The organism is Acidiferrimicrobium sp. IK (genome assembly GCF_025499425.1).
Lineage (GTDB): Bacteria > Actinomycetota > Acidimicrobiia > Acidimicrobiales > Palsa-688 > Acidiferrimicrobium.
The window spans coordinates 541,942-566,700 of record NZ_JAIMCB010000001.1 but is presented as its reverse complement, the minus strand read 5'-3'; the positions used below and the strand labels follow the sequence as shown (position 1 = coordinate 566,700).

General features: G+C 69.4%; 26 protein-coding genes. 8 read left to right on the top strand and 18 right to left on the bottom strand.

What is annotated here, in order from left to right:
- Nucleotides 1-85: 85 nt before the first annotated feature.
- The 3 genes from K6U06_RS02770 to K6U06_RS02760 are packed head-to-tail and all read right to left on the bottom strand — an operon-like array spanning nt 86 to nt 2,845.
- Nucleotides 86-1,117: a phosphotransferase family protein gene (locus tag K6U06_RS02770; RefSeq protein ID WP_262320360.1), complete on the bottom strand. Its 1,032-nt coding sequence runs from the start codon at nt 1,115-1,117 to the stop codon at nt 86-88.
- Nucleotides 1,114-2,058 carry an LLM class F420-dependent oxidoreductase gene (locus K6U06_RS02765; RefSeq protein WP_410050972.1) on the bottom strand — a complete coding sequence of 315 codons (945 nt, stop codon included), beginning with the start codon at nt 2,056-2,058 and terminating at the stop codon, nt 1,114-1,116. Before K6U06_RS02765 ends, K6U06_RS02770 begins: the two co-directional genes overlap by 4 nt.
- Nucleotides 2,059-2,071: 13 nt before the next feature.
- Nucleotides 2,072-2,845, bottom strand: a complete 774-nt coding sequence (locus tag K6U06_RS02760; protein ID WP_262320358.1) for a TetR/AcrR family transcriptional regulator — start codon at nt 2,843-2,845, stop codon at nt 2,072-2,074.
- Nucleotides 2,846-3,002: 157 nt separating this feature from the next.
- On the opposite strand from K6U06_RS02760, the gene K6U06_RS02755 reads away from it, so the two are divergent.
- The 4 genes from K6U06_RS02755 to K6U06_RS02740 are packed head-to-tail and all read left to right on the top strand — an operon-like array spanning nt 3,003 to nt 6,544.
- Nucleotides 3,003-4,565 carry a class I adenylate-forming enzyme family protein gene (locus tag K6U06_RS02755; RefSeq protein WP_262320357.1) on the top strand — a complete coding sequence of 521 codons (1,563 nt, stop codon included), beginning with the start codon at nt 3,003-3,005 and terminating at the stop codon, nt 4,563-4,565.
- The gene (locus K6U06_RS02750) at nt 4,562-5,449 is read left to right on the top strand and encodes a phytanoyl-CoA dioxygenase family protein (RefSeq protein ID WP_262320356.1); all 888 of its coding nucleotides are present in this window, start codon (nt 4,562-4,564) and stop codon (nt 5,447-5,449) included. The genes K6U06_RS02755 and K6U06_RS02750 overlap by 4 nt, the downstream gene beginning before the upstream one ends.
- A complete protein-coding gene (locus K6U06_RS02745) occupies nt 5,446-6,165 on the top strand; it encodes an SDR family NAD(P)-dependent oxidoreductase (protein WP_262320355.1) in 720 nt (239 codons plus the stop codon). Before K6U06_RS02750 ends, K6U06_RS02745 begins: the two co-directional genes overlap by 4 nt.
- Nucleotides 6,166-6,172: 7 nt before the next feature.
- A complete protein-coding gene (locus K6U06_RS02740) occupies nt 6,173-6,544 on the top strand; it encodes an EthD domain-containing protein (protein ID WP_262320354.1) in 372 nt (123 codons plus the stop codon).
- Here K6U06_RS02740 and K6U06_RS02735 read toward each other — a convergent pair.
- From K6U06_RS02735 to K6U06_RS02720, 4 genes are all read right to left on the bottom strand, one after another.
- Nucleotides 6,541-7,275 carry a helix-turn-helix transcriptional regulator gene (locus K6U06_RS02735; protein ID WP_262320353.1) on the bottom strand — a complete coding sequence of 245 codons (735 nt, stop codon included), beginning with the start codon at nt 7,273-7,275 and terminating at the stop codon, nt 6,541-6,543. The two genes, K6U06_RS02740 and K6U06_RS02735, sit on opposite strands and share 4 nt — an antisense overlap.
- The gene (locus tag K6U06_RS02730; protein WP_410050971.1) at nt 7,272-8,360 is read right to left on the bottom strand and encodes an S-adenosylmethionine:tRNA ribosyltransferase-isomerase; all 1,089 of its coding nucleotides are present in this window, start codon (nt 8,358-8,360) and stop codon (nt 7,272-7,274) included. The genes K6U06_RS02735 and K6U06_RS02730 overlap by 4 nt, the downstream gene beginning before the upstream one ends.
- Nucleotides 8,361-8,365: 5 nt before the next feature.
- The gene (locus K6U06_RS02725; RefSeq protein ID WP_262320351.1) at nt 8,366-9,139 is read right to left on the bottom strand and encodes an SDR family NAD(P)-dependent oxidoreductase; all 774 of its coding nucleotides are present in this window, start codon (nt 9,137-9,139) and stop codon (nt 8,366-8,368) included.
- Between the two features lie 74 nt (nt 9,140-9,213).
- Entirely contained in the window at nt 9,214-9,825 is a 612-nt protein-coding gene (locus tag K6U06_RS02720) for a TetR/AcrR family transcriptional regulator (RefSeq protein ID WP_262320350.1), read from the bottom strand.
- A gap of 137 nt (nt 9,826-9,962) precedes the next feature.
- Between K6U06_RS02720 and K6U06_RS02715 the strand changes: the two genes are divergently transcribed.
- On the top strand, nt 9,963-11,078 hold the full coding sequence (locus K6U06_RS02715; RefSeq protein WP_262320349.1) for a ferritin-like domain-containing protein: 1,116 nt from the start codon (nt 9,963-9,965) through the stop codon (nt 11,076-11,078).
- 84 nt (nt 11,079-11,162) lie between these two features.
- On the opposite strand, the gene K6U06_RS02710 is transcribed toward K6U06_RS02715, so the two are convergent.
- From K6U06_RS02710 to K6U06_RS02690, 5 genes are all read right to left on the bottom strand, one after another.
- A complete protein-coding gene (locus K6U06_RS02710) occupies nt 11,163-11,303 on the bottom strand; it encodes a hypothetical protein (RefSeq protein WP_262320348.1) in 141 nt (46 codons plus the stop codon).
- A 31-nt stretch (nt 11,304-11,334) separates the two neighbouring features.
- On the bottom strand, nt 11,335-12,684 hold the full coding sequence (locus K6U06_RS02705; protein WP_262320347.1) for a cytochrome P450: 1,350 nt from the start codon (nt 12,682-12,684) through the stop codon (nt 11,335-11,337).
- Nucleotides 12,681-12,875: a ferredoxin gene (locus K6U06_RS02700; RefSeq protein WP_262320346.1), complete on the bottom strand. Its 195-nt coding sequence runs from the start codon at nt 12,873-12,875 to the stop codon at nt 12,681-12,683. The genes K6U06_RS02705 and K6U06_RS02700 overlap by 4 nt, the downstream gene beginning before the upstream one ends.
- A 53-nt stretch (nt 12,876-12,928) precedes the next feature.
- Entirely contained in the window at nt 12,929-13,333 is a 405-nt protein-coding gene (locus K6U06_RS02695) for a nuclear transport factor 2 family protein (RefSeq protein ID WP_262320345.1), read from the bottom strand.
- A 123-nt stretch (nt 13,334-13,456) separates the two neighbouring features.
- Nucleotides 13,457-14,110 (bottom strand): TetR/AcrR family transcriptional regulator, encoded by a 654-nt coding sequence (locus K6U06_RS02690; RefSeq protein ID WP_262320344.1) that lies wholly within the window; start codon nt 14,108-14,110, stop codon nt 13,457-13,459.
- Nucleotides 14,111-14,304: 194 nt separating this feature from the next.
- Between K6U06_RS02690 and K6U06_RS02685 the strand changes: the two genes are divergently transcribed.
- Nucleotides 14,305-15,927 (top strand): AMP-binding protein, encoded by a 1,623-nt coding sequence (locus K6U06_RS02685; RefSeq protein WP_262320343.1) that lies wholly within the window; start codon nt 14,305-14,307, stop codon nt 15,925-15,927.
- A 42-nt stretch (nt 15,928-15,969) separates the two neighbouring features.
- Here the strand turns inward: K6U06_RS02685 and K6U06_RS02680 are convergent, their stop codons facing one another.
- From K6U06_RS02680 to K6U06_RS02655, 6 genes are all read right to left on the bottom strand, one after another.
- Nucleotides 15,970-18,150, bottom strand: coding sequence for a CoA transferase (locus tag K6U06_RS02680; RefSeq protein ID WP_262320342.1), 2,181 nt, complete (start codon nt 18,148-18,150; stop codon nt 15,970-15,972).
- Nucleotides 18,147-18,911, bottom strand: a complete 765-nt coding sequence (locus K6U06_RS02675) for an enoyl-CoA hydratase-related protein (protein ID WP_262320341.1) — start codon at nt 18,909-18,911, stop codon at nt 18,147-18,149. The genes K6U06_RS02680 and K6U06_RS02675 overlap by 4 nt, the downstream gene beginning before the upstream one ends.
- Nucleotides 18,908-19,060 carry a hypothetical protein gene (locus K6U06_RS02670; protein WP_262320340.1) on the bottom strand — a complete coding sequence of 51 codons (153 nt, stop codon included), beginning with the start codon at nt 19,058-19,060 and terminating at the stop codon, nt 18,908-18,910. Before K6U06_RS02670 ends, K6U06_RS02675 begins: the two co-directional genes overlap by 4 nt.
- Nucleotides 19,061-19,122: 62 nt before the next feature.
- On the bottom strand, nt 19,123-20,676 hold the full coding sequence (locus K6U06_RS02665) for an acyl-CoA synthetase (RefSeq protein ID WP_410050970.1): 1,554 nt from the start codon (nt 20,674-20,676) through the stop codon (nt 19,123-19,125).
- A gap of 23 nt (nt 20,677-20,699) precedes the next feature.
- Nucleotides 20,700-21,704 (bottom strand): phosphotransferase family protein, encoded by a 1,005-nt coding sequence (locus tag K6U06_RS02660; protein ID WP_410050969.1) that lies wholly within the window; start codon nt 21,702-21,704, stop codon nt 20,700-20,702.
- 65 nt (nt 21,705-21,769) lie between these two features.
- On the bottom strand, nt 21,770-23,071 hold the full coding sequence (locus tag K6U06_RS02655) for an acyl-CoA dehydrogenase family protein (protein WP_262320337.1): 1,302 nt from the start codon (nt 23,069-23,071) through the stop codon (nt 21,770-21,772).
- 119 nt (nt 23,072-23,190) lie between these two features.
- Between K6U06_RS02655 and K6U06_RS02650 the strand changes: the two genes are divergently transcribed.
- Together K6U06_RS02650 and K6U06_RS02645 are read left to right on the top strand one after the other, a co-directional pair.
- The gene (locus K6U06_RS02650; RefSeq protein ID WP_262320336.1) at nt 23,191-23,847 is read left to right on the top strand and encodes a TetR/AcrR family transcriptional regulator; all 657 of its coding nucleotides are present in this window, start codon (nt 23,191-23,193) and stop codon (nt 23,845-23,847) included.
- The gene (locus tag K6U06_RS02645) at nt 23,837-24,592 is read left to right on the top strand and encodes an SDR family NAD(P)-dependent oxidoreductase (RefSeq protein ID WP_262320335.1); all 756 of its coding nucleotides are present in this window, start codon (nt 23,837-23,839) and stop codon (nt 24,590-24,592) included. The genes K6U06_RS02650 and K6U06_RS02645 overlap by 11 nt, the downstream gene beginning before the upstream one ends.
- Nucleotides 24,593-24,759: the final 167 nt, after the last annotated feature.

The following is a 24,759-nucleotide window of genomic DNA, read 5'->3' as shown; positions in this document are numbered from 1 at the left end:
GTATCGGTGAGGGGAGGTATCCGTCAAGTGTTTGTTTGATTTTATGGGCGGAGCGGCGCTGGAGGGCGCGGGACGGGGAGCCCCGCTACCAGGAGCCGGTGATCCGCGCCGCCGCGGTGGCCAGGTCGAGGACCCGCTGCTCGAACGGCTTGGCCTCGTCGACGCGGTCCCCCATGTCGCCGTTCAGATACCGGGCGTAGACGCCCTCGGTGATGCAGGCGAGGCGCCAGTAGCTGAACGCCACGTAGTAGTCGATGTCGCACAGCTCGATGCCTCTGGTGGCCGCGTAGCGCTCAAGCATCTCGTCTCGGCTGGGGAACCCTTCAGCCAGCGTCGGCGGATCCTCGAGTGGGACCAGATCGTCCGACGGCGAGGACCAATAGACCATCAGCATCCCGAGGTCGGCCAGCGTGTCGCCCTGCGTGCACAGCTCCCAGTCGAGCACCGCCCGCACGCGTGCGTCGGCACCGACCATACAGTTGTCGAGGCGGAAGTCGCCGTGGACCAGACCGGTGAACCGCTGCTCCGGGATGCGCTCGGCCAGCACCTGGTGGAGGGCATCCAGTTGCTCGAGCGGCCGGGTGCGGCTGTCATCGAGCTGGCCCTTCCAGCGTTTGAGCTGGCGGGTGATGTAACCCTCCGGCCGGCCCAGATCGCCCAGGCCGACGTCGGCGGGGACGACGGAGTGGATGGCCGCCAGCGTGTCCGCCAGCCGCAGCCCCAGAGCCCGCCTCCCGTCGGGGTCCAAGGCCCGCTCGGCGGCGGCGCTGTCGCGGAGGACCTCACCATCGACCATGGCCATCACGTAGAAGGGCGCTCCGTTGACGCCCCGGTCCGTGCACAGCGCCACGGTGGCTGGCACCGGCACGTCGGTGCCGTGCATCGCAGCCAGGATCCGGTGCTCGCGCTCCATGTCGTGCGCGGTGGGCAGCACGTGGCCGAGGGGTGGGCGGCGCAGCACCCAGCGAGCCCCGGCCGCGTCGGCGACCTCGAAGGTCAAGTTGGAGTGACCGCCGGCGATCAGGCGGTAGCGCAGGGGCGGGCGACACTGCGGGACGTGCGCGGCGAACCACTCCCCCACCCGGGCCGCATCGACCCCGACCGGCTCGGCGGTCACGCCGGGGCCAGCGCGACTGCCACCTGGCGCGGGTCGTCGCCCGTCGGAAGGATCGACAGCACCGGAGTGGTCACCCCCTGTTCGACGTAGGCCAGGACCTGTTCCTGGCACGCTTCGGGTGGCCCGTGGAGGATCAGCTCGTCGACGACGTGATCAGGTACCGCGGCAGCCGCCTCGCGGCGGTTGCCCTCGGCCCACAGCTTCCACATCGGCGCCAGGTCATCATCGCGGCCGAGCCAACGGTGGAACTCGGCGTAGACCGGCACGTTGAGGTAGGTGGCGATCAGGCGCCGGCCTGCGGCCCGCGCCGCATCCGCGTCGGCGGTGGGCATCACCAGGATGCGGGCCACGATCTCCTTGCCCGGGCCAGCAGCGTGGACGATAGGGGCCACCGTCGCGACGTCGGCGGCCGAGAGCCAGTTGATGATGGCCCCGTCGGCTTCGCGCCCGGCCATCGCCAGCATCCCGCTGCGCAGAGCCGCGACCAGCACCGGCGGGGCCGGGTCGGCCTTGATCCCGAGGCGGAAGCCGCGCACCTCGAAGGTGTCGAAGGCCTCGTCGACGCGCTCGCCGGCAAAGGCCTTGCGCAGGAACCGCACGACGTCCCGGGTCCGATGGTAGGGCCGGTCGAAGACCTTGTCGTTCCAGCCCTGCACGATCAACTGCGACGAGGAACCCACACCCAGGACGAACCGACCCGGGGCGGTGGCAGCCAGCGTGGCGGCGCTCTGGGCCAGGCAGGCTGGCCCCCGGGTGTACACCGGGGCGATCGCAGTGCCGAGACGCAGAGTCGGCTCCGACGCGGCGGCCACCGCCAGGGGCACGAAGCAGTCCGCCCCCATCGCTTCCGACGACCACAGGTCGGTGTAACCGGCACCGGCGAGGGCCCGGGCCACCTCGCCCTGCTCGGTCAGAGGCACATCGTCGAGGGGAACGGTCATCCCGTAGCGCACGTCAGCGCTCCTTCCGGCGCGAGGCGCCCTTGATGGGCACGACTTGGCCGCCCTGCCGGCGAGCGGCGGAGCGGGGTGCGGCCTTCTTGGTGGCACCGGGCGCGGCCTTGGGCTTGGAGGGGGCGACCACGGCCGGCCTGGAGGCCAGGCCGTCGATGAGGAGGCTGGCGAGGACCTCCCCGATCGGCCGGCCGGAGGTGTCCTTGTCGGCCTGGTACCAGGTGTTGGTGGCGTTGAGCATCGACAGCATGGCGAGGGCCGTGAGGCGGGCGTCGAGGTCCGGCGGGACCTCGCCGGCGGCTTGGGCCTGCACGATGAGCTCCTCGATGCGGTGCTGGTGGGTGCGGCGGCTGTCGACGATGTGCTGCTTGCGCTCGGCGCCGAGGTGGCGGAAGTCGTTGTAGAACACTGTCGAGAGCGTCCTGCTCCGGACGTTGACCTCGGCGTGGCGCACGCACACGGCGCGGAGCATCGCCAGCGGATCGCCGGCGTGGCCGGCGGCCGCGGCCTCGACCTCGGCCCGTGCGACCTCCTCCATGCCGACTTGGTGAAAGTCATCGATCAGCGCGTATAGGAGATCTTCTTTGGTCTTGATGTAGTAATAGAGGCTGCCGCCGAGCATCCCGACGGCATCAGCGACGTCTCGGATGCTGGTCGCCTCGTAGCCCTTGGCGGCAAAGGTCTCCGCGGCGGCATCCAGGATCTGGCGCCACTTCTCCTCGTTGAACTTTCGCTTGGTGCGAGCGGCGCCGGTGGCGCCCTCGGAAGTCGCCACGACGACCGTCCCTCCGGATGCGACCCCCTCCGGGTCGATTGCGCAGAAGCTAGCAGTCGCTTGACCTTCGATCAATCACTTGTTAGAAATTGAGTGACCGGGATCACACGGCGCAACCATGTCCGTTCCACCCACCCGGCTTCACAGGGGAGATCCGGTGCTCGTCGGCGACATCATCCGGCATAATGCGCTCACCAGGCCGCACGACGAGGCTCTCGTCGTCGGCGAGGGGCGCTACACCTACGACCAGCTCGAGGACCGGGTGCGCGGCGTGTCGGCGGCCCTGCGGGGGGCGGGGATCGGCCGGGGCGACCGGGTGGCGGTGCTGGCCAAGAACACCCTCGAGTACTTCCTCCTCTACTTTGCCACCGCCTCTACGGGGTCGATCCTTGTGCCGCTCAACTTCTGGCACCGAGCCGCCGAGCACGAGTACACGATCGGCAACTGCGACCCGACGCTGCTGTTCGTCGAAGACGAACTGCGCGCCTCGCTCGGCGCACTGCCAGAGCACACCCGGGTCCTGTCCATGCCCGTGGCGGACACCGATCGCGGCGACTGGGAAGCGTTCCTCGCCGGGGGTGCCGGCCACGACGGCGCCGCCGCGCCCGGGCTCGACGAGCAAGACACCCACATGATCCTCTACACCTCGGGCACGACCGGTCGCCCAAAGGGGGCCATGCTCAGCCACCGCCGGACCGTCGATGACGCCGTCGCCATGGCCGCTGCGCTCCAGCCCACCAGCGGTGACGTGTTCATGAACTACTTCCCGCCGTTCCATGTCGGCAACTGGGATCACATGAAGCTCTTCCTCCTCATGGGGGGCCGGGTATGCCTGCTCAGGCAGTTCGACGCCGGCGAGGTGCTCGCCACCCTCGAGCGGGAGGGGGTGACGGTCGTGCTGGGCGTGCCGACCATGCTTCACGAACTGCTCAACCACCCCAGCCTGGCCACCACCGACCTATCGTCGGTGCGGCTGGTCTATTACGGCGCCTACGACCCGAGCGGCATCATGCAGCGCACGGCGGAGGTCTTCGGCGCCCATGAGGGCCGGTGCGCCATGGCCCACACGTTCGGGCTGACGGAGGGCGGCCCCTTCGTCACCCTGTGCCTGCCGAGCGAGATCTTCCAGCACTGGGGGTCGATCGGGCGGGCCATCCCGGGGGTGGAGATCGCGCTCCTCGACTCCGACAATAAGCCGGTCGCTCCCGGGCAGGCCGGCGAGCTGTGCTTCAAGGGCCCCCGCATGTCCGGCTACTGGGCCAACCCCGAGGCAACCGCGGCTGCCATCGTCGACGGTTGGCTCCACACCGGTGACATAGCCCACGCCGACGACGAGGGCTTCTTGTTCATCGTCGACCGCAAGAAGGACATGATCCGAAGTGGCGGGCAGAACGTGTATTCCAAGGAGGTCGAGGACTGCCTTCAGGGCCACCCTGCAGTGTCCGAGGCCGGGGTGATCGGCCTACCCGACCCCCGCTACGAGGAGCAGGTGTGCGCCGTCGTGGTGCTGCGGGCCGGCCACGACCCGAGCGAGGCGACTGCTGACACCATCAAGGCGTGGGTCCGCGAGCACCTGGCCGGCTACAACACCCCCCGGACGGTCCGCTTCGTCGACGAGCTGCCCCGCAACGCGGTCGGCAAGATCCAGAAGCACCTGCTGCGCGACGAGTACGGCTCGGTGTTCTCCCAGGCCGCCCACTCCGCGGATGACCAGGCGTGAGCGCACCGGCCGGCCGCCTGAGCTTCGCGTCGTACCCGGCGCTGAGCGACACGCCCGACACCTTCGCCCCGGTCCGGGAGCTCGGCCTCGAGGCCAACGTCGCAGAGCTCGACGAGTACGGCTACACCGTCGTCGGTCCGGAGAAAGTCGGCGCCGGGCCCCTCATCGAGGAGATCCGGGTGCGGTTGACCGGGCTAGCCGCCGCCCGCTTCGAGATAGCGCCGGACGAGGTCGGCCCGGGCAGCGCGGCCACCCACCGTTCGTACTTCGAGCACCGGATGCTGGCCGAGGGACGTTGCTTCGAGCGGGCACTGATGAACCCCGTGTCACTGGCTCTTATCACCCACCTCCTCGGCGAGAGCTGCGTGTTGTCGAGCATGAGCGCGTTCATGAAGGGCCCGAGCGACAAGATGCTCGACCTCCACACCGACAACGTCGGCATCCCTGCTCCTTTCCCCGCCTACTCGCAGGTGGCCAACTCGACGCTCCTCCTAAGCGACTATTCCGCCGACGACGGCGCCATCACGTTCGTGCCCCGCAGCCACAAGCTGGCCCGACACCCCCTCCCGAGCGAGGTCGAGGCCCACCACCTGGCCGTGCCGGTCGAGGCCGCCACCGGGTCGTTGGTCATCTTCCACGGCAACACTTGGCATGGATCGCTCCCCCGCCGCACCCCCGGCTACCGCTTCAGCCTGATCTCCTACTTCGTTCGCATGTACCTGCTGCGCCAGGAGGCTCCCGGGTACGTGACCGACGAAATGCGGGCGAGGAACGGCCCCCGGTTCGCCCGCCTGGCCGGTGACGACATCCCCTACCCCTTCGGTGTCAGCACCCGCGACAAGACCTACCTGGCCAACGCCGCCGGTAAGTACCAGCACACGTGAGCGGGGTAGCGTTGGTCACCGGCGCCTCCCGGGGCATCGGCCGGGCCGTCGCCATCGAGGCCGCCCGTCGGGGCTACGACGTCCTGGTCGGGTGCGTCGGCGCCGTCGCGGCTGCGGAGGCGGTGGCCGCAGCAATCACCGGGACCGGCAAGCAGGCCGCCGTGTGCCAGGCCGACCTGACCCAGGTCGAAGGGCTGGAGGCGACAGTGGCCGCGGCCCGCACCCTCGGGCCCGTCACACTGCTGGTCAACAACGCAGGGGTCACCAACAGCGGCCCGCTCGGATCCCTCGACTGGGACCGGTGGCACGCCACGCTGGCCCTCAACCTCACGGCTCCTGTGTGGCTGGCCCGGAACCTGTCGAGCGACCTGGCTGCCGGCCGCGGCGCAGTGATCAACGTTGGATCCACGGGCGGCATCGTCGGCTCAGTCCACTCGCTGCCCTATGCCGCCTCCAAGGCGGGGCTGATAGGCGCGACCAAGACCCTGGCTCGGATGCTGGCCCCCGACGTCAGGGTCAACCTGATCGCGCCGGGAATCACCGACACCGACCTGCTCCAAGGGGTCACCCTCGAGCAACGAGTGCAGATCCTGGACGGCCAGCCCCTCGCCCGCCTCGGCCAGGCGAATGAGATCGCCCGGGTCATCATGGACGTGGCGTCATGGACCTACACCACCGGGCAGGTCGTCGTCGCCGACGGCGGCCGGGTCATGTGAGCGCTCGATGGTGACGCTCGTCTTCGGCCTCCACCGGCTCCCGGCCCTCTCCCAGGAGGAGTTCACGGCGTACTGGTATGACAGGCACGGACCTCTGGTGCGCTCCCTCGCCGAGGTACTCCGAATTCGTCGCTACCAGCAGCTGCACCGGATCAACGGTGCGGTGGCGCAGGCACTGGCCGGATCCAGGCATGGGCCGGAGGGCTTCGACGGCATCGCCGAGCTGTGGTTCGACGGCGAAGACGACATCCTCCTCGCCGCCACCACCGAGGACGGCCGGGCCGCCGCGAAGGCCCTGATCGAGGACGAGCGCCGCTTTATCGACCTTCCCCGTAGCCCGATCTGGCTGTACCGGGAGCGGGATATCCTCCAGCGCTAGCTCGCCGCCCGGACCCGGTAGGCGCAGGCGTGGGCTCCCTCGACGATGTGGGTGACCCGCTCGACTTCGGCGCCGGGCAGCACGGCGCGCAGGAAGTCCAGCTCGCTTCGGCACGCGTGACCGTAGCGTTGGGCGACGTCGAGGATCGCGCAGTTGCGTTCGGAGACCATCCACTCCCCCGGCCCGGTCTGCTCCCACCCGGCCAGGTAGCCGTCCTCGTCGAGGATCCCAGCCAGCCCCGCGACCCGGGCCTGCAGGTCCATGCCCGCCAGGCGTTCCTCCGCCCGGCGCCGGCGCTGCTCGCCGCGGCGGTCGAACGCGGCGCTGACCGCGTCGGGGGCGGTCTCCTCGATGAAGCCGAGCAGTTCGTTGGTCAACGCCCCGTAGCGCTTGGGCCACAGCGCCTCCGCCGCCGGCGCCAGGCAGTAGCGCCGGCGGGGCCGACCGGGACCGGCTCGATGGTCGCGGTGGGCCACCAAGTCGGCGTCCTCGAGCGGCCCCAGCTGCTGGCGCACCGCGCTGACCGTGACTCCGATCGACGCCGCCAGCTGCTCGGCGGAGGCGTCGCCGGCCAGCTTCAACGCCTCGAGGACCCGCCGGGCTCCGGGGGCGAAGCCGGCCAGGCCGGCGCCGGTGCCGGCCGCCTCGCTCGGGGCCAGCTCCAGCGGCCCGCTGGCCGCCCCGCCGGTCTCGCCGGTCTCGCCTGTCTCGCCGGTGGCGCTGACGGTCATCGCAGCAGCAGGTGGCTGTCGCCGAACTCGTGCCAGAGGTACCTCCCCGTCCGGGCCGCAGTGTAGGAGGCTTCCAGCACCGGCCGCCCGGCGACGGCCTGGAGCATCTCGAGGTGGCTGGCCTGCGGTTCGTGCCACCCGGTGATCAGCCCGTCGATGGTGGTGACCGGACGGTCCGAGGTGACCACCAGGTCGGTCCAGCCCCGGCCGGGGTGCACCACCCCGCCGGCGCCGGCGACGGTCTCGAGGGCCCGCACCGCGGTGGTGCCCACCGCGATGACCCGGTGGCCGCCGGCCCGGGCGCCGTTGACCAGCGCCGCAGACTCGGCCGGCAGTTCGTACCACTCGGTGGGCGGAGGCTCGTGAGCCTCGGGGGACGACACGCCGCAGTGCAGGGTGAAGGGGGCGAACACCACGCCCCGCGCCGCCAGCCGGGTCACCAGCTCGGCGCTGAAGGGCCTTGCCGCGGAGGGCATCTCGGCCGATCCGGGCTGGTCCGCGAAGACCGTCTGGTATGCGGCGAGGGGCCGCTCGGCGGTGACGTAGCCGTAGCGGATGGGCTTGCCGTTGGCGGCCAGGTAGCCGAGCAGCGGCTCGGGCAGCTCTAGGCGGGCCAGCCACAGCCGGATCCCGGACCGCCCGTCGCGCTCCGGCGGGGATGACGCCGGCGCGAGCAGCGCGGCCCAACCGCCAGCCGGGAGGTCGATCACCGTGCCTGGTTCGGCGTCCAGCCATGGGCTGGTCGCACCGCCCGCCGGGTGGCGCAACTCCACCTGCCACAAGCCGGCGGGGAGCCGGCCGGAGAGGTGCAACACGCCGGGCTGGTCGGCCACCGACGCGGGCAGCGCGGCGGGCAGGGTGGCGGAGGTGTTGACGACGAGCAGGTCGCCGCGCTCGAGCACGTCGGGAAGGTCCCGGAACCTGCGGTGCTCTATCCCGCCGGCGGGGTCGGCGACGAGGAGGCGGACCTCGTCGCGGGCCAGGCCGCGTTCTTCTGGCGGTGCGGTCGCCTCGGCACCGGGCGGAAGCGGGGCGGCCAGGGGGTCGGCCCGGTCCTCGCCGGCCCGGTTGCGGATGCGGGTCACCGGGCTCACCGGCGGGCCTCGATGCCCGCCGGCGCCGGGGTCGGGCCGGCGGACGCGAGGAGGGTCGCGGCCCGCAGCCGGCCGCTCGGCGGCGCCGACTGCAGGAGCGCGACGATGGCGGGGACCACCGTCGCCGGCGCCGGCCGGTCGGAGATGTCCTCGCCGGGGAACGCCTCCTGGTGCATCCGGGTGCGCAGGTCTCCGGGGTCCAGCGCCCAGGTCCGGCACCACGGGTTCTCCGCCGCCCACACCGCCGACAGTCGCTCGAGGGCGGCCTTGGATGCGCCGTAACCGCCCCACCCCTCGTAGGCCTCGACGGCCGCGTCGGAGGTGATGTCGAGCACCGCCGGCGCCGGCGCGGCCCGCAGCAGGCCGGCGAGGACCTGGCGCAACGCCAGCGGGGCGACCACGTTGACCTCCAACACCCGGCGGAACTCCTCCAGCGGGTAGTCGACCAGCGCCGGGAGCGGCGACGGCCCGAGGGTGCTGGCGTTGTTGACCAAAAGGTCCAGGTGGCCGCGGCGGGCGATCTCCTCCGCCACCGCCTCACGGTGGGCGGCGTCGGTCACGTCGCCGGCGATCCCCACCACCGCGGAGCTGTCCCCGGCCACAGCCCCCAGGCGCGCCACGGCCGCGTCCAGGACAGCCCCGTCGCGCCCGTCGATGACCAGCGTCCAGCCGTCCCGGGCCAGTCCTTCAGCCAGGGCGGCGCCGAGACCCAGAGACCCGCCGGTCACCACCGCGACCATTTCCCCACCTGGCATTCCGTCGCGCTCCATGGAACATCCCTCCCTCGTTCAGGTTCCTGGACGCAGTATACGGAGAAGTTACTGTTTTAACAAGGAGAAGCTGTTTATTCAGTGAGGACGACGGCTCGCCACACCTGCGCCAGGGTCTCGGCGGCCACCGCCACCGGCACGTCCCGGCCCCGCCCGTAGGTCTCCAGCAGGTAGCGCTCGGTCATCCACACCAGCGCCCGGGCCACCTCGTCGCGATGGGCCAGGTGGCTGCGGCCCTGGGCGTCGAGATCGGCGAGGCGGGCCCGGACCGGGAGGATGAACGAGTCGACCACGTCGTGCCACGCCTCTTGCATCGCCGCTCCGCCCGATGCGGCCTCCGCGAAGGCCAGCAGGATCCGCCCGTGGCGCTGGTAGACCTCCGCCAGCCCGGTGGTGGCCGCCAGCATGGCGCCCTCCGGGTCGGCGTCGAGGGACAACCAGCGACCGGCGGCGTCGAGCAACTCGGCGCTGATGTCGGCCAGCGCGGCGAGCAGCACCGCCTCCATGTCGGGGAAGTATCGGTAGAACGCCGTGCGGGTCAGGCCGGCGGAGGCCATGACCTCCTCGACGGTCAGGTTCCAGTAGGTCCGCTCGGCCAGGAGGGCTTCGGCGGCCGCGACGATCGTCCGCCTGGTGGCCTCTCGGCGCGCCTCGCCTCGTGGCGCGACATTGGCAGCAGGTTCCACGTTTCGAGGCTAACCGGCCACTCGGAGCGAGCACGACTGCACCTGGGATCGGCAGCCCCTCGACGGATGGCCGGCGCCGGCGTAGTCTGTGACGCGGTGTCACGCCGTGGGGCGGGCACCGGGGGAGGTTCATCGGAGTGACAACAACCGAGTCCGGTTTCGGGGCCGCGAGCATCGACGAGACCCTGACCGCCAGCAGCGTCGCATGGGGAATCCCGGCGTCGGCCACCACCACGTTCGACTTCGACTACACGCACGGCCGGGAGCAGCTGCTGCGGCTCTACGACAAGGGAACCAGGCGGCAGTGGATCGGTTCGGACCGCCTCGACTGGAGCCAGGAGTGCGACCCGGAGCGCCCCGTCGGGATGCCCGACGAGATCCACCCGCTGTTCGGGACCGAGTGGTGGGACAAGATGACCATGGCGGAGAAGAACGCCGCTCACAAGCACCTCGAGGCCTGGCGGTTCAGCCAGTTCATGCACGGCGAGCAGGGCGCGCTCATCTGCACCGCCAAGATCGTGCAGACGGTGCCCAACATCGACTCCAAGTACTACGCCGCCACCCAGGTGATCGACGAGGCGCGCCACGTCGAGGTCTACAGCCGGTACCTGCACGAGAAGGTGCAGCTGGTCTACCCGCTCAACAAGAACCTTGCCAGCCTGCTCGACGACGCGGTCTCGGACAGCCGCTGGGACATGACCTACCTCGGCATGCAGGTCCTCATCGAGGGCCTGGCGCTGGCCGCGTTCGGGGTGATCCGCAACATGGCCACCGAGCCGCTCGGCAAAGCGCTCAACGCATACGTGATGCAAGACGAGGCCCGCCACGTCATGTTCGGTCGCCTGGCGCTGCGCGACTACTACCCGTACCTGACCCAGGCCGAGCGCGACGAGCGCGAGGAGTTCTGCGTCGACGCCTGCTACCGGATGCGGGACCGGTTCCTGGGCGAGGAGGTGTGGGAGCGCCTCGGCCTGCCCCAGGAGGTCGCCGACTACGTGGAGCACAGCGAGATGCAGCGGACGTTCCGTTCGTACCTGTTCATGCGCATCGTGCCGATCCTCAAAGACATCGGCCTGTGGGGCCCGAAGATCCGCAAGGCGTTCACCGACATGGGCGTGATCGGCTACGCCGAGACCGACATCGACGCCGAGATGGCCGGCGACGAGGAGGCGGCCGAGGAGTTCGACCGCCAGCACACCGCCCACGTCGCTTCGGTCATCGCGCAGGCCGGGCGTTCGGGGGGCGCGGCTTGAGATAGACGGGCCGTCGTGCCTCGTCGCCGTGCGGATCCAGCACGGCGACGAGGGCGTCGGCGGCGGTCTTCCCGCAGTACGGCGTCACGGCCCGGTCACCGCCCGGTCACTTCGCGTGCCGAGCTGTTCGTCGTAAGTTTTTTGTCCTGCCTGGCCGCATAGGTGCACCTCGCGAAGCACGACGGCGAGCAGGGCCAGCGTCTTGCTGGCCGGCTCGATCAACAAGCAGGGCCGCACCCTCCTCCGCATGGGTCGCCTACGCGGCGCCGGGGGTGCTGCGCCGGGTGATCGGCTCGGCGAGGGCCTGCGTGTCGCAGGCCTCCTGCCATCTGGCCAGCGTCGCGTCCAGGTCGTCGCCGAGCCGTGCGCCGGGGGTGAAGGTGGCAGGGAGCTTGCGCATGCCGTTGATGACCCCGATGGTCTCGTAGTGGACCGTCCCGGCCTTGTCGCACACGTAGTCCGCCATCCGTGTCAGCACCGCGGTGACCATGGTCTTGAACACCATTCGAGCCATGTTGGAGCCGATGCAGCGGTGGACACCCAGCCCGAAGCTGGTGTGCCGGTTCATCTCCCGATCCAGGTGGATGGTGTTGGGATCAGGGAACACCTCCGGATCCCGGTTTGCCATCGCCCACGACAACCACATCCGCTCGCCCTCCTTGAAGGCGACGCCGGCCATCTCGCAGTCGTTGGCGATAGTCCGGCCGTCTCCCGGGGCCGGCGTGTAGAAGCGCAGGAACTCCTCGGTGGCCGAGTCCAGCAAGCCTCCGAGATCCTGGCGGAGCCGGTCCCGCTCCTCGGGGTGCTCGTAGAGCCACTCGAGCGAGTGCGACGTGAGCGCGGTGGTGGTGTCGAACCCGCCGCCGATTAGGAGGAACAGCACTCCCATGATGTCCTCGTCGGTCGGCGCCCGGCCGTTGACCTCGCCGTTGATGAGCGCGTCGACGAGGCCCGGCCTGCGCGTCGTCCTCCCCAGGGCAGCTGCCTCGCCCAGCTTGGCCGCCATGGTGAGCGTCTGGTCGACCACCCGCGGCCGGTCCGGTGAATCCGGTGGCGTGTACACCGTCGCGTGGGCCGGCTCGCAGTAGATGGGCCAGTCCGCGAGCGGGATCCCCATCATCGCCAGCGTCATCACCGCCGGGACGATGTTGGCCAGGTCATCGATGAAGTCGATCCGCCCCGACTCGATCACTGCGTCCAGGCAGGCGCGGGTCACGTCCTCCGCCAGCGGCTTCCAGCGCGCCACGGCGGCCGGCGACAGGTACGGGTTGAGGATGGCCCGGTAGTCGCGCTGCTCTGGCGGGTCCATCTCCAAGAACCCGACCTGGAGCGGGGCTGCGTAAGGGATCGCGATCCCCTTGTATCCCTTGCGGACGCCGTGGACGTCGTGGTCGTTCGAGAGGTTCGCGGCGGACCGGGCGATCTCGAACACCTCTGGGTGTCCGCTCACCACCCAGTGCCCGTCGTAGGTGTCGCTCCACGCCACCGGGCAGGACTGCTGCAGCTCCTCGGTGATCTCGACGAACTTCTCCCGGTAATCGGGGGTGTGCCGGTCGAAGTGCACCGGGCACGCCTTCGGGTCCGAGCCCGTCGTCGTGCCGCTCACGGCTCGACCACGATCGCCTGCTCGGGGCACGACCCCGCCGCAGCCCGCACCGCTGCCTCCATCTCGGCCGGCACCGCAGCCACCGGTGCCGAGGCGTGCCCGTCCACGTCGCTCAGGACGAACACGTCCGGCGCTGCCATCGCGCACAGGGTGTGGCCCTGACACTTTTCCTCGTCGACTCGAACCCTCATACCCTCTGCTCCGTCTCTCCGGTTGCCGAAACTCGACCCACGAGCCGTGGGCTCTAGTACGCCGGGACCAGCGCGGCGTAGTCCTCGCCGCTCATCATCTTCCCGATGAGGGCGCTGTCCCAGTAATCGGTCCAGCGGGCGATCTTCCCGTCCCTCACCACGAACGCCCCCATGACCGGCAGGCCGTGCACGGTCCCGTCGGGACCCTTGACCATGTCGAGCCGCTCGTTCATCACCACCTCGCCCTCGGCGACGGCGTTGATCGTGCGGTACTCGTAGGAGTCGGGGAACATCGCGAACTGCCCGGCCATGTTGTCGATCACCTGGTCGATCCCGGCGCTCGCCGGCATGCCTGCGTTCTGGTACACGACGTCGTCGGCCAGATACGGCCGGAGCGCCTCGGCATCCCGCCTGACCATCAAGTCGCAAAAGTCCTGCACTACCTGCTTCGCAGTCATCCCGGCCTCCCCATGCCCAGCGCCCCGATATCCGCAGGCGACTTTTCACCTACAGCTTGTATCGAAGCCGGGGCGCTGTCAAGCCACCGCGACCGCCCGGCTCGGAGCCACCAAGTCCCGTGCTCAGCGGACCGTCCGCCGCCTCCCGCCCTTCGCAGGTGACCGGGACGGGGGCGGTGTCGGGTCCGTCCGGATGCCGGCCAGGAGGCCGTCGACGGCCGTAGCCGCCTCAGCCCTCGCCGCGGCGGGGTCGACGGCGTGCACGACGAACAGCGCCGCCTCGTCGATGACGGCGAGGAGGAGATGCGCGAGAGCACCGAGGGGTTGCCGGCGCACCGCTCCCTCCTCCACCGCCTGACCCAGCAGGCTCTGGATGGCCCCCAGCCCGTACTTCTCCTCCAAGGATCGCCAGGTTCGCCATCCGAGCACCGCTGGCCCGTCGAGCAGAAGCACCCGCTGCACCTCGGGTGTCAGCGACGCGTCGAGGAAGGCCAGCAAGCCTGCCCGCAGTTGCCCGAAGGCGTCGCCGGGGAGAACTCCCGCAGCGGCTGACCCGACCAAATCCTCCTCAACGGCTTCGAATACCGCGAGGAACAGCGCTCGCTTGTCGGCGAAATGGTGATAGAGCGCACCCCGCGTCCCGACCCCCGCAGCGGCGACGATCTCCTCGGTCCCGGTGCGGTGATACCCCTTCTCCACGAAGAGCGCACGCGCCGCGTCGATGAGCGCAGCCCGCGTGGCGTATGCCTGCTCCGACCGCGGTTGCACACCTGCCATGGCGCCAGTATCGCCCACCTACAAGCTGTATGCCAGTGTCCCCGGGGGGTCCGAGGGCTGGCGATCGCTGGTTGCCCGCCATCTCGAGCTTCGTCTCGACGACCTGAGGACACCGCCCGCTTCCGTCCCATCCCGCACCACCGTCTGACATCGGTGTTTGCAAGCCGCTTAAAAGCGCCTGCTATTTTCCTGGCGTGAACGATCCCGTCGCTGGCGTCATGGCAGCCCTCCGCAGCTCCTGGTACCAGCAGGGTCTCTACCTCCCCGAGACGCTGCCACAGCTGATGGCAAAGGCTGCCAGGCGCTACCCAAGAGCCCAAGCCGTCTTCACGGGCGATGGGCACTCGTCGCTCGCGGACCTCGAGACCATCGACGCCCGCGCCCGAGCCGTCGCAGGCGGCCTGGCCGGTGCCGGCGTCGGTCCCGGCGACCGGGTGGCAGTGCAGCTTCCCAACTGGATCGAAGGATTGATCACCGTCCAGGCCGTCTTGTACCTCGGCGCGGTAGCTGTCCCCGTCGTCCACATCTACGGTCCCGCCGAGCTCGGATTCGTGCTGCGCGAGTCCGGGGCGCGCGTCCTCGTGCTCCCTGACCGGTGGCGCAACGTCGACTACCTGCAGCGGGTTGCACACCTGGGTGAGGTCCCGTCACTGGAGACCGTCGTCGTCGTCGGCGACGAGGTTCCGTCAGGCTTTGTGCCGTGGTCCGCTCTCGAGTCCGCCGGCAGGGTCGCTGACCCGGCTGCGGTCACCGACCCTGACGCGGTCTGCGTAGTGCTCTACACCTCCGGAACGACGGCGGATCCCAAAGGCGTATGTCACACCCACAACACCCTCGGAGCCCAGATCCGCACCTCCGGCCCCCGGCTCGGGATCGGACCGGACACGGTGTCGTTGGCCGCGTTCCCCGCCGGCCACATGGCCGGTCTGCTCAGCCACATCCGAATGGCCCTGGCCGGGTCGTCGACGGTTTGGATGGATCGGTGGGACGCCGACGAGGCGGCCGCGCTGGTGCAGTCCTATGGCGTCACGACGACGTCCGGGGCGCCGACTCATCTCATCTCGCTTCTCGACTCCGCTCGTGACACCAAGCGGGATATCAGCTCCCTGACCACCTACCTCGTCGGTGCAGCCAGCGTTTCACCCACCCTGGTGGAGCGGGCGCAAGCAATGGGCATCGCGGCGTTCCGTTCGTACGGATCGACCGAGCACCCGGTCCTGTCGACCGGGTGCGGGACCGACTCGATACATCAGCGGGCCTTCACTGACGGCCGTCTGGTGACCGGCAACGAGGCGCGGATCGTGGACGCCGAGGGGACCGACGTCGGGCCAGGTGAGGACGGGGAACTGGTGTGCCGCGGGCCGCAGCAGTTCGTCGGGTACACAGACCCGAGCCTGAATGAAGACTCCTACCTCACCGACAGGTGGTTTCGGACCGGCGACATCGCCCGCCTCGACCAGCACGGGTTCTTGACGATCACCGACAGGATGAAAGACGTCATCATCCGGGGAGGCGAGACGCTGTCCTCGAAGGCGATCGAGGACGTGCTGGCGACGATGCCGGCGGTCGCAGAGTCTGCCGTCGTGGGCGCCCCCGACCAGCGCCTGGGCGAAACGGTCTGCGCGTTCGTCGTCGTCCGCCCCGGTTCCCTGCTGGACCTCGAGTCCGTCGCGCAGCACTTCCGCGCCGCCGGAGTGGCCCGGCAGAAGACGCCGGAGCGGCTCGAACTGGTGGAGAACTTCCCGAGAACCGCTTCTGGCAAGGTGCAGAAGTTCGCGCTCCGGGCGCAACTGCGAGGCGGAGCCGCAGCTACCTGAGTTCGCACGGGGGCTCACCTCGGTCCCGGCGGCCCCGCGCAGCTAGAGCCACTTGCCGTCGTTCTCGCCGATCCCTGCCGTGTGCTTCGGCGCGGCATCGGCCTTGCCGTCCCAGTCCGCGTACCCCCGCACCACAGTGACCTCACCGATCACGGAGTCGTCCACCGTCCGGAAGAAGTTGTTGGCCGCCATCCAGGGGTCGTCGTAGATCGCTCTTCGGTCGAGGACCCGTACGGCTGCCACCTGGACTGCGGTCAGGGCGCGGAGAGCCGTCGCGCACGGGCTGGCGGCCAGCGCCGCACCGAGGTCCCTCTCACCGTCGACGAGCACCGAGGCCACGCCGGCCGGCGGCGGGTCCGCGGTCCACGCCACCGCGATCCACCCATCACTGCAGCGGTAGAGCCGGTGCCGCTCGTCGGGCCCGAGAAAATCGGGGCCTCCTGACACCGACGGCGGACGGCCCTCGAAGGTGGTCAGTTCCCCCGCCTGGATGACCAGCGAAGCCACGGTGAGCGACATCTTGACCTCCTGGCCAGCGCCGAGCCCGGGACGGGCGTAGAGGGCAGCAAGGGCTCCGAACGCGGCGAGGGTCGCGCAGGCGTTGTCGTGGACTGGCATCGACTCGAGGACGGGATCGTCCACACCGCCTTGCGCCACCATCAGGCCGCTCATGGCCTGGATGAGAGGATCGAACGCCGGCGCGCTACTCGATGCGTGGCCCCATGCCGTGATCGTGCAGCGAACCAGTTGCGGATTGATGGCGTGGAGCGTTGCAGCATCGGTGCCAAGTGCCTCTTGGACTCCCGGGCGAACATTGTCGAACAGGAGGTCGGCATCGCGGACCAACCGATGGAGGTGCGCACGCGCCGTCTGGTCCTTCAGGTCCAAGGCCACGTTGTCCTTTCCCTGATGGACCGCAGCGAACGCGGCGGTGAAGATCCGGTAGGCGTCCCCTCCCGGATGCTCCACTTTGATCACCTCTGCGCCGAAGTCGCAGAGGATGGAGGCTGCCAGCGGACCGGCCAGGAAGGTACCGAGGTCCAGGACCCGCACCCCGGCCAGCGGCCCTGCCGTGGCGACCGGCGTCTGTGGCACCGGGACGGGATGCCGGCGATCGTCATCCCACACTTCCCGTGCCGCCACCGCAGGGCCCGGGTCGGAGATCTCGCCCGGGGTGGCCGTCAGTTCGACCATCACGTTGGGCATCTGCACGGGTCCGAGGGTCGGGTGCTCGACCGTCACCAGGCCTGCATTGTCCGCCACCAGATCGCTTGACTCCCACTCTGCGCGGGTGAGCACGGGCGCGTTGGGGATCTCTGCATCGTCCAGCGCGCCGCGCCACTCAGCGAGCGTCTGGGTGGAGAACACCTCCTGCAACCGAGCGATCGCCACCGGCTGCACCCCTGGCTGGCGCAGGTTGAGAAACTCGCCGTCGACCCCCGGCAGCACCATGACGTCCATGCCGTCGATCAGTTCAAGGAATCGGAAGAAGAACTGCGGCGTCAGGGTTCCGAGGAAGATCGACCGACCGTCACGGCATCGGTAGGCGCGGTAATTGGGCGCTCCTTGCAGCGGTGTCTTGGGACCGTCGTAGCGGACGATGCCAGGGGCATCGAGCATCAGGGCGGCGTTCATGATCGCCACGGCGTGGAGGCCCGACACCCGCACCGCCCAGCCGTGTCCCGTCCGCTGGCGGCCGATCAGGCCGGCGGCCGCCGCAGCAGCCCCGAGAGCTCCCTGTTGGTACAGCAGGAAGGGGACGGCGGGTGCCACCGGCTGCTCCTTGGTGGCGAAATGCGCATCAGCGACTCCGCTGAGAGCGGAGAGCAGCAGCGCGTCCTCGGGGAGGTCGGGCGCCACCGCGGTCGCGCCATAGGTCGGTAGGTGAACGTGGATCAGGCTGGAGGTGCGAGCGATGAGGGTTTCGGCGTCCAGCCCTTGCCGAGCGAGGGTGTCGGCGGCCCCGTCGGCCAGCACTACATCGGCCTTCGCCGCCAACCGCCGAGCGTCAGGCAGCCATTCATCGGGCACGGCCGTGCGGGTGCTACGACGCGCGCAGAGCAGCGCGACCTCCCTGTTGCTCTTCGGCCGGCCGTCTGGCGTTCGGTCCCGGGTCAACCGGACGACGTCGGCGCCGTGGTCGGCGAGGTGCATCCCGGAGAAGGCACCCGCCACCGACTGCGTGAGGTCGAGCACCCGTATGCCGTCGAACGCTCGGGTCACTTTTCCAGGAACGCCCGGGCGGCTGCCCGGGTCGCCTCCGAACCTACGACCGCCTCGAAGCGCGCCGTTTCCCTGTCGAGGTAGGCGCCGAGGTCCAGTTCCATGGCGTCGTTGAGGTTGGCTTTCATGGCGACGAGTGCCGCAGGCGGCCGGCTGGCAAGGACGGCGGCGACGGAGCGGACCTCGGCGAGCAGTTCAGCCTCGGGCCAAACCCCGTGCACCAGCCCGGCCCGTAACGCGTCCTCGGCGCTTAGCCGCTCGCCGAGCAGGAACAGCTGCCTCGCCTTGGCGGCGCCGAGCGCCCTGGTCACCGACCATATACCGCCGTGATCTCCAGGCACCCCGACTCGCAGGAACGCGGTCGCCATCACCGCCGAGGCGGCTGAGTACCGGAGGTCGCAGGCTGCCGCGAGGGAGAGGCCGGCTCCGCCGCAGGCACCGTTTATGGCAGCAATGGTCGCCTTGGGCATGCCATGCAGTAGTTCGTCGATGCGCATCCACTCCCGGGCCGGGCGCCCCCGGGCCGGTCTGGCCATCTCTCCGTCTGCGATCGCGCGGACATCACCACCCACACAGAACGCCGCGCCGGCGCCCGTGAGAATCACCACCCTGATGGTCGCATCGTCTGCCAGGCGTTCGAGCCCGGCGAGCAGCTCCTCGAGCATCGGCACGTCTATGGCGTTGCGCCGGTCCGGGCGGTTGAGGGTGACCGTGGCGATGGTGTCGTCGACGGTCACCACCGCTGATGCGGCAGCTGTCATGACCCGGGCGTAAACGGCGCTCGCTCGGCGATCTTGCGGCCGAAATCGAGGGCGTACACCCAGTCGCAGGTCGACATGACAATCTCTGCGTCATGCTCGGTGAGGAGGACCCCGATCCCACAGCTCTCGGCCAAGCAGCGAATCAACACTCTGTCCTCCTCATTGCTGATATTTGTTCGCCGAGTCGAGCAGATCGCTGGCGGTGCACGGGTCAGATGACCATGCTGGACCGACCCTGCCAGTAGGCGTCCTTCAGTCGCCTCTTGTAGAGCTTGCCGTTGGCTTCCCTGGGCAGCTCGACCACGAAGTCCACCGCTTTCGGGCACTTGTAACCGGCGAGATGCTGCCGGCAGTACTCGACCAGTCGGCCTTCTAGGGCGGGGCCCGCCGCGGCCGGGTCCGCCGCTTGGACGATCGCCCGGACTTCCTCGCCGAACTCCTCGTTGGGGACGCCGATCACGGCAACGTCTGTCACCTCGGAGTGCGTCGCCAGGAGGTTCTCGACCTCCTGCGGGTAGATGTTGACGCCGCCGGAGACGATCATGTTGCTGGAGCGATCGGTGAGGAAGAGATAGCCGTCGGCATCGACGTAGCCGATGTCGCCGAGGGTTCGCCAGCCGTTCGGCCCCACCACCGAGGCGGTCTTCACCGGGTCGTTGTGGTACTCGTAACGCTGGCCGCCCTCCATGAAGATGCGGCCCTGCTCGCCAGCCGGCAACTCCTCGTCGTCGGCGCCGAGGATGTGGATGGTGATCCCAGGACCCGGCCGCCCCACCGACCCGGGGTGAGCAAGCCACTCCTCGGATGTGATGCTGGTACCGCCGATGTCCTCGGTGCCGCTGTAATACTCGTGGAGAATGGGGCCGAACCAGTCGATCATCGCCCGTTTGACGTCGACTGGGCAGGGCGCTGCGGCATGGATGGCCCACCGAAGCGACGAGACGTCGTAGCGGGCTCGCACCTCCTCCGGCAGCCGCAGCATCCGGATGAACATGGTCGGCACGAACTGCGCATGGGTCACCCGGTGGCGTTCGATCAGGCCCAGGCAGGCCTCGGCGTCGAAGCGGTCCATCACCACCACCGTGCCGCCGACGCGCAGCACCGACATCCCGACGATGAGGGGAGCCGCGTGGTAGAGCGGTCCGGGGATGAGGTAGACCGACGCATCGTCCTGTCCGTAGCGCTCTGCGGACATGGCCGCGATACGGACCTGGGCGACCTCTGGATCACCCGGCGGCTTCGCCGTGACCGGCTTTTGGATCCCCTTCGGGCGACCAGTCGTTCCTGACGAGTAGAGCATCTCTGCTCCCTCGATCTCCCACTCCGGTGGAAGGGGGTCGTCACTCACGCCTTCGACGAACTGATCGTAGGTGGCGCAACTCGGGACGGGTCCGTCGACCGCCACCCGAAGGGGAGGGCCGCCAGGAGCGAGCGCGGTCACGGTCTTTGCTTGGAGCAGCGAGGTCAACAGCACCTTCGCGCCGGAGTCCTCGAGGATGTAGTCGATCTCCTCGGCAAGGAGATGCCAATTGACCGGCACGTACCGCAACCCGCTGCGCTGGGCCGCCCAGACCGCCTCGTAGTAGCGGATCTGGTTTTCCATCAAGATGGCCACGGTGTCCTCGGTCTCGAGGCCCCGTTCGCGTAGAGCCCGCGCCAGCCGCCGGGACCGACGATCCAACTCGCCGTAGGACAGCGATGCGCCGCCCGAGGTGATCACTGCGGGCTTGTCGGGGTGGGCAGCCGCACGGTCGCGCAGATGCATATGGGTCTGCTCCACGCCGCGCCCTAGTGGCTCGAGGGCGCAGTGGCCGGGTAGTCACTGGTCGAGGCCATCTCACCGGCGGAGGCCATGAGGTCGAGGACGATGGGTCCGAAGCCCTGCAGCTTCTCGTCGTCGCCGGCACGCTGGTAGCCCTGCTCGAGGACGATGGCCAGCTTCCAGTTGGCCAACACCAGGTAGTAGTCGAAGTCGTCCACCTGCCGCCCCGATTCCCTCGAGTAGTAGTCGAGCACCTCGGAGCGGCCCGGCATCCCGGACAGGTCGATGTAGCCCATGGCGTCGGGCTCCGCGGCGGTGTCCTCCGGCCAGCGGCCGAGGACCCACGCCAAGTCCAGCTTCGGGTCACCGATCGTGCCCATCTCCCAGTCGACGATGGCCGCCAGGGTGGCCGGGAGGCCGTGGCGGTACATGACGTTGGCGAACTGGTAGTCGCCGTGCATCAGCCCCGGCACGAAATCGAGCGGGCGGTGGGTGCTCAGCCACGCAGTGGCCTCATCCAGGCCGGGAAGATCCCGGCCTTTGATCCGATCGAGGAACCGGGTCCAGCGCTCGACTTGCCGGTCGTGGTAGCCGTCGGGGCGGCCCAAGTCGCCGAGGCCGCCCTTCTGCCAGTCGAAGCGGCCCATCTCCACGATGCCGTCCACCAGCTGGTAGGCCAGTCCGGCCCGGGCCTCGGGATCGCTGGCGAAAGGCTCCGGCAGGATGTCGCGACCCATCGGCGACCACCCGTCCACGAACCCCATCAGGTAGAACGGCCGGCCCAACACCGACGCGTCCTCGCACACCGCGACCGCGTCAGTGTGGGGCACGTCGCTGCCGGTCAACGCGTCGATGATGCGCCACTCTCGCAGGATCCCCTCGTCACGGGGAGCCGGCGCGCTCGCCGGCGGCTTGCGCAGCGCGCAGTGCAGGTCGCCACGGCGGATCTCGAAGATCTCGTTCTGACTGCCGCCAGAGATGAACCCCACTTCCATGGGGGCGCCGGCACCGGGGAGCTCAGCATGGTCCATCCAGCGTTCCAGGGCGCCGACGTCGATGTTGACCCCGCCCGCTTTCTCCTGCGAGTCTGCGCCGGTCACAGCTGCGCCGCCTCGTGCTCGATGTGCTCAGCGAACTTCTGGCGGGCCGCATCCTGCTTGGCCGGGATCCACTCGCTCGGCCACAACCCAGGCGCCGGACGGCCGTTCTTAAGGATGCTGCGTGCCACCGTCACCTTGTGGACCTCGGTCGGTCCGTCCGCCAACCCCAGAGCCAGGGAACCCTGGAACATGCGGGCCAGAGGCAATTCGTTGGTCACCCCCAAGGCGCCGTGCACCTGGATCGTCCGCTGGACCACGTCGTGCAGCACCTGCGGCGTGAGCACCTTGATCGCCGCGATGTCGTGGCGGACCGCCTTGTAGTCGTTGACCTTGTCGATCTTCCACGCCACGTACAGAACGTAGAGACGGAACTGCATGAGCTGGATGTAGGAGTCGGCAACGTAACTTTGCACCGTCTGCTTCTCCGCCAGGATGCTGCCCGCAGTGTGACGCGACAAGGCCCGCTCGACGAGCATGTCGAGGGCCCGCTGCGCCACCCCGACCGAGCGCATGGCGTGATGCACCCGCCCGCCGCCGAGCCGGGTCTGGGCGATGACGAACGCCTGCCCCTCGCCACCGAGCAGGTTGCCGGCAGGGACGCGGACGTCCTGGTAGTGGATGAGCCCGTGCGAACCCTCGTTGATGCCCTCTCCGTAGAGCCCGACATTGCGTTCGATCACGACCCCGGGCGTGTCGGTGGGAACGATGAACATCGACGCCCCCTGGTAGATCGGTACGTCCGGATCCGTCACGCACATCACCAGCAAGAAACTGGCCCACCGCGCGTTCGACGAGAAGAACTTCCACCCGTTGATGACCCACTCGTCACCGTCGCGCACCGCCCGGCAGGTGAACTCCCTCGGGTCGGCACCCGCCTGGGGCTCGGTCATCGAGTAGCAGGAGATGATCTCGCCGTTGAGCAGCGGCTGCAGGTATGTCGCCTTCTGCTCCTCGGTGCCGTAGTGGGCGAGGATCTCGGCGTTACCGGTGTCGGGGGCCTGGGTGCCGAAGATCGTCGGCCCCCAGGAGGTCCGACCCAGGATCTCGTTCATCAAGGCCAGCTTCACCTGGCCGTAACCCTCGCCACCAAGCTCGGGACCGAGATGGCACGCCCACAGGCGCTCGGCCTTGACCCTGGCCTTGAGCGGCTCGACGACATCCACCAGGGCCTTGTCCATAGGCCGCTCGTAGACCTTGTCGCCCCACAGCGCGTCGAGGGGCTCCACCTCCTCGCGCACGAACTCGTTCATCCAGTCCAGCTTCTGCTGGAACTCTGCGTCGGTCTCGAAATCCCACATGACGGTCTCCCTCTCCCCCGGCCGGCGCCCCAACGGGCGACCCGGTGTGCAAGAATGCCATTCTGATGTCACAGAACACAAGTAGGCCTCTCAGGAGGGCCGCCACGGCGGAGGATCGGGTGATCGACAAGGCCACCCGCCGAGCACTGGCCCGCCACCAGGAGGCCTACAGCGACGAGGTGCGCCGGCTCCTCGACGCCGGGCTGGAGGTCATGCGCCGGCTGGGCACGACGAAGAGCCCGCGGGTAGCCGACATCATCGAGGGAGCCGGCCTGTCCAGGGACGCCTTCTACCGCCACTTCGCCTCGAAGGAGGACCTCGTCGAGGCCATAGTCGAGGCCGGTACCTGGCGCCTGGTGAGCTACGCCGAGCACAGGATGCAGAAAGCGACGACGCCGGAAGGCAAGATCCGGGCTTGGATCGAGGCGATCATGTCGCAGGCGGTGGACCCCGAGGTGGCCCGCAGCACCAGGGCGGTGCTCTGGAACGGCGGGAGGGTCCCCGCCCGCGCTGAGCCCTTCGACGCCGACGGCGCCCTGTCACACCTGCTCATCGGGCCGCTGAGCGAACTCCCAAGCCCCCACCCCGCCCGCGACGCGGCGGTGATCGGCCACGCCGTCGGGAGCCGCATGCGCACCGCCCTGCAGCACGGCATCATCCCTGACCCCGCCGACGTCGAGCACCTGATCGCCTTCTGCCTCTCCGGCATCGGCCTCACGTCCTCGACCGCCACCGTGGCCGGCGGCCCGACCAACAGGAGCACCGATGACACCTGACCCGTACTTCGACCTGACCGGAAAGGTGGCTCTGGTCACCGGCGGCAGCAGGGGCCTCGGCTACCAGATGGTCCGGGCCTTCGCCGAACGGGGCGCAGACGTGATCATCGCCAGCAGGAAGCTCGACAACTGCGAGACGGTGGCCGAGGAGATGCGCGCCCTCGGTTCCAAGGCCATGGCCTGCCAGCTCCACGCGGCCAAGTGGGACAGCATCGACCGGGCGATCAGCGAGGTCTACGCCGCCTACGGCCGGGTCGACATCCTGGTCAACAACGCCGGCATGAGCCCCCGGGTGGCCAGCCACGAGGTGACCGAGGAGCTGTTCGACAGCGTGGTAGGCCTCAACTTCAAGGGCCCGTTCCGCCTCGCCAGCCAGGTCGCCCACCGGATGCGGGAGGGAAATGGCGGGGTCATCATCAACGTCTCGTCATCGGGAGCCCTGCAGCCCCTGCCGGAAGTCGTCCCCTACGGCAGCGCCAAGGCCGCCCTCAATGCCATGACCCGCTCGTTGGCCGCCGAGTACGGCCCGAGCGTCCGGGTAAACACGCTGTCACCCGGGCCTTTCCTCACCGACATCGCCAAGGCGTGGCCCGAAGAGAACCGCCGCCACGTCGACAGCGCCATCGGCCGGCCTGGCCACCCGACGGAGATCGTGGCCGCGGCGCTGTTCCTCGCCAGCCCGGCATCGAGCTTCACCACCGGCGCCACGGTAAGGGTGGACGGCGGGCTTCACATCGGCCAGTAGCGCCGCCAACGCCTACAACCTGTCCGCCTCGCCACCGCGACCCGAAGGCACCGGGCCTGATGACTGACCGCCGTCGGCGTCCAAGGTGTTGAGCCGGGCCCTCCCCGGTCTGGCGATCCGGAGGTCAGATCCGACCAAGCACTGCGAGCGGCCGTGGTCAGCGTGGC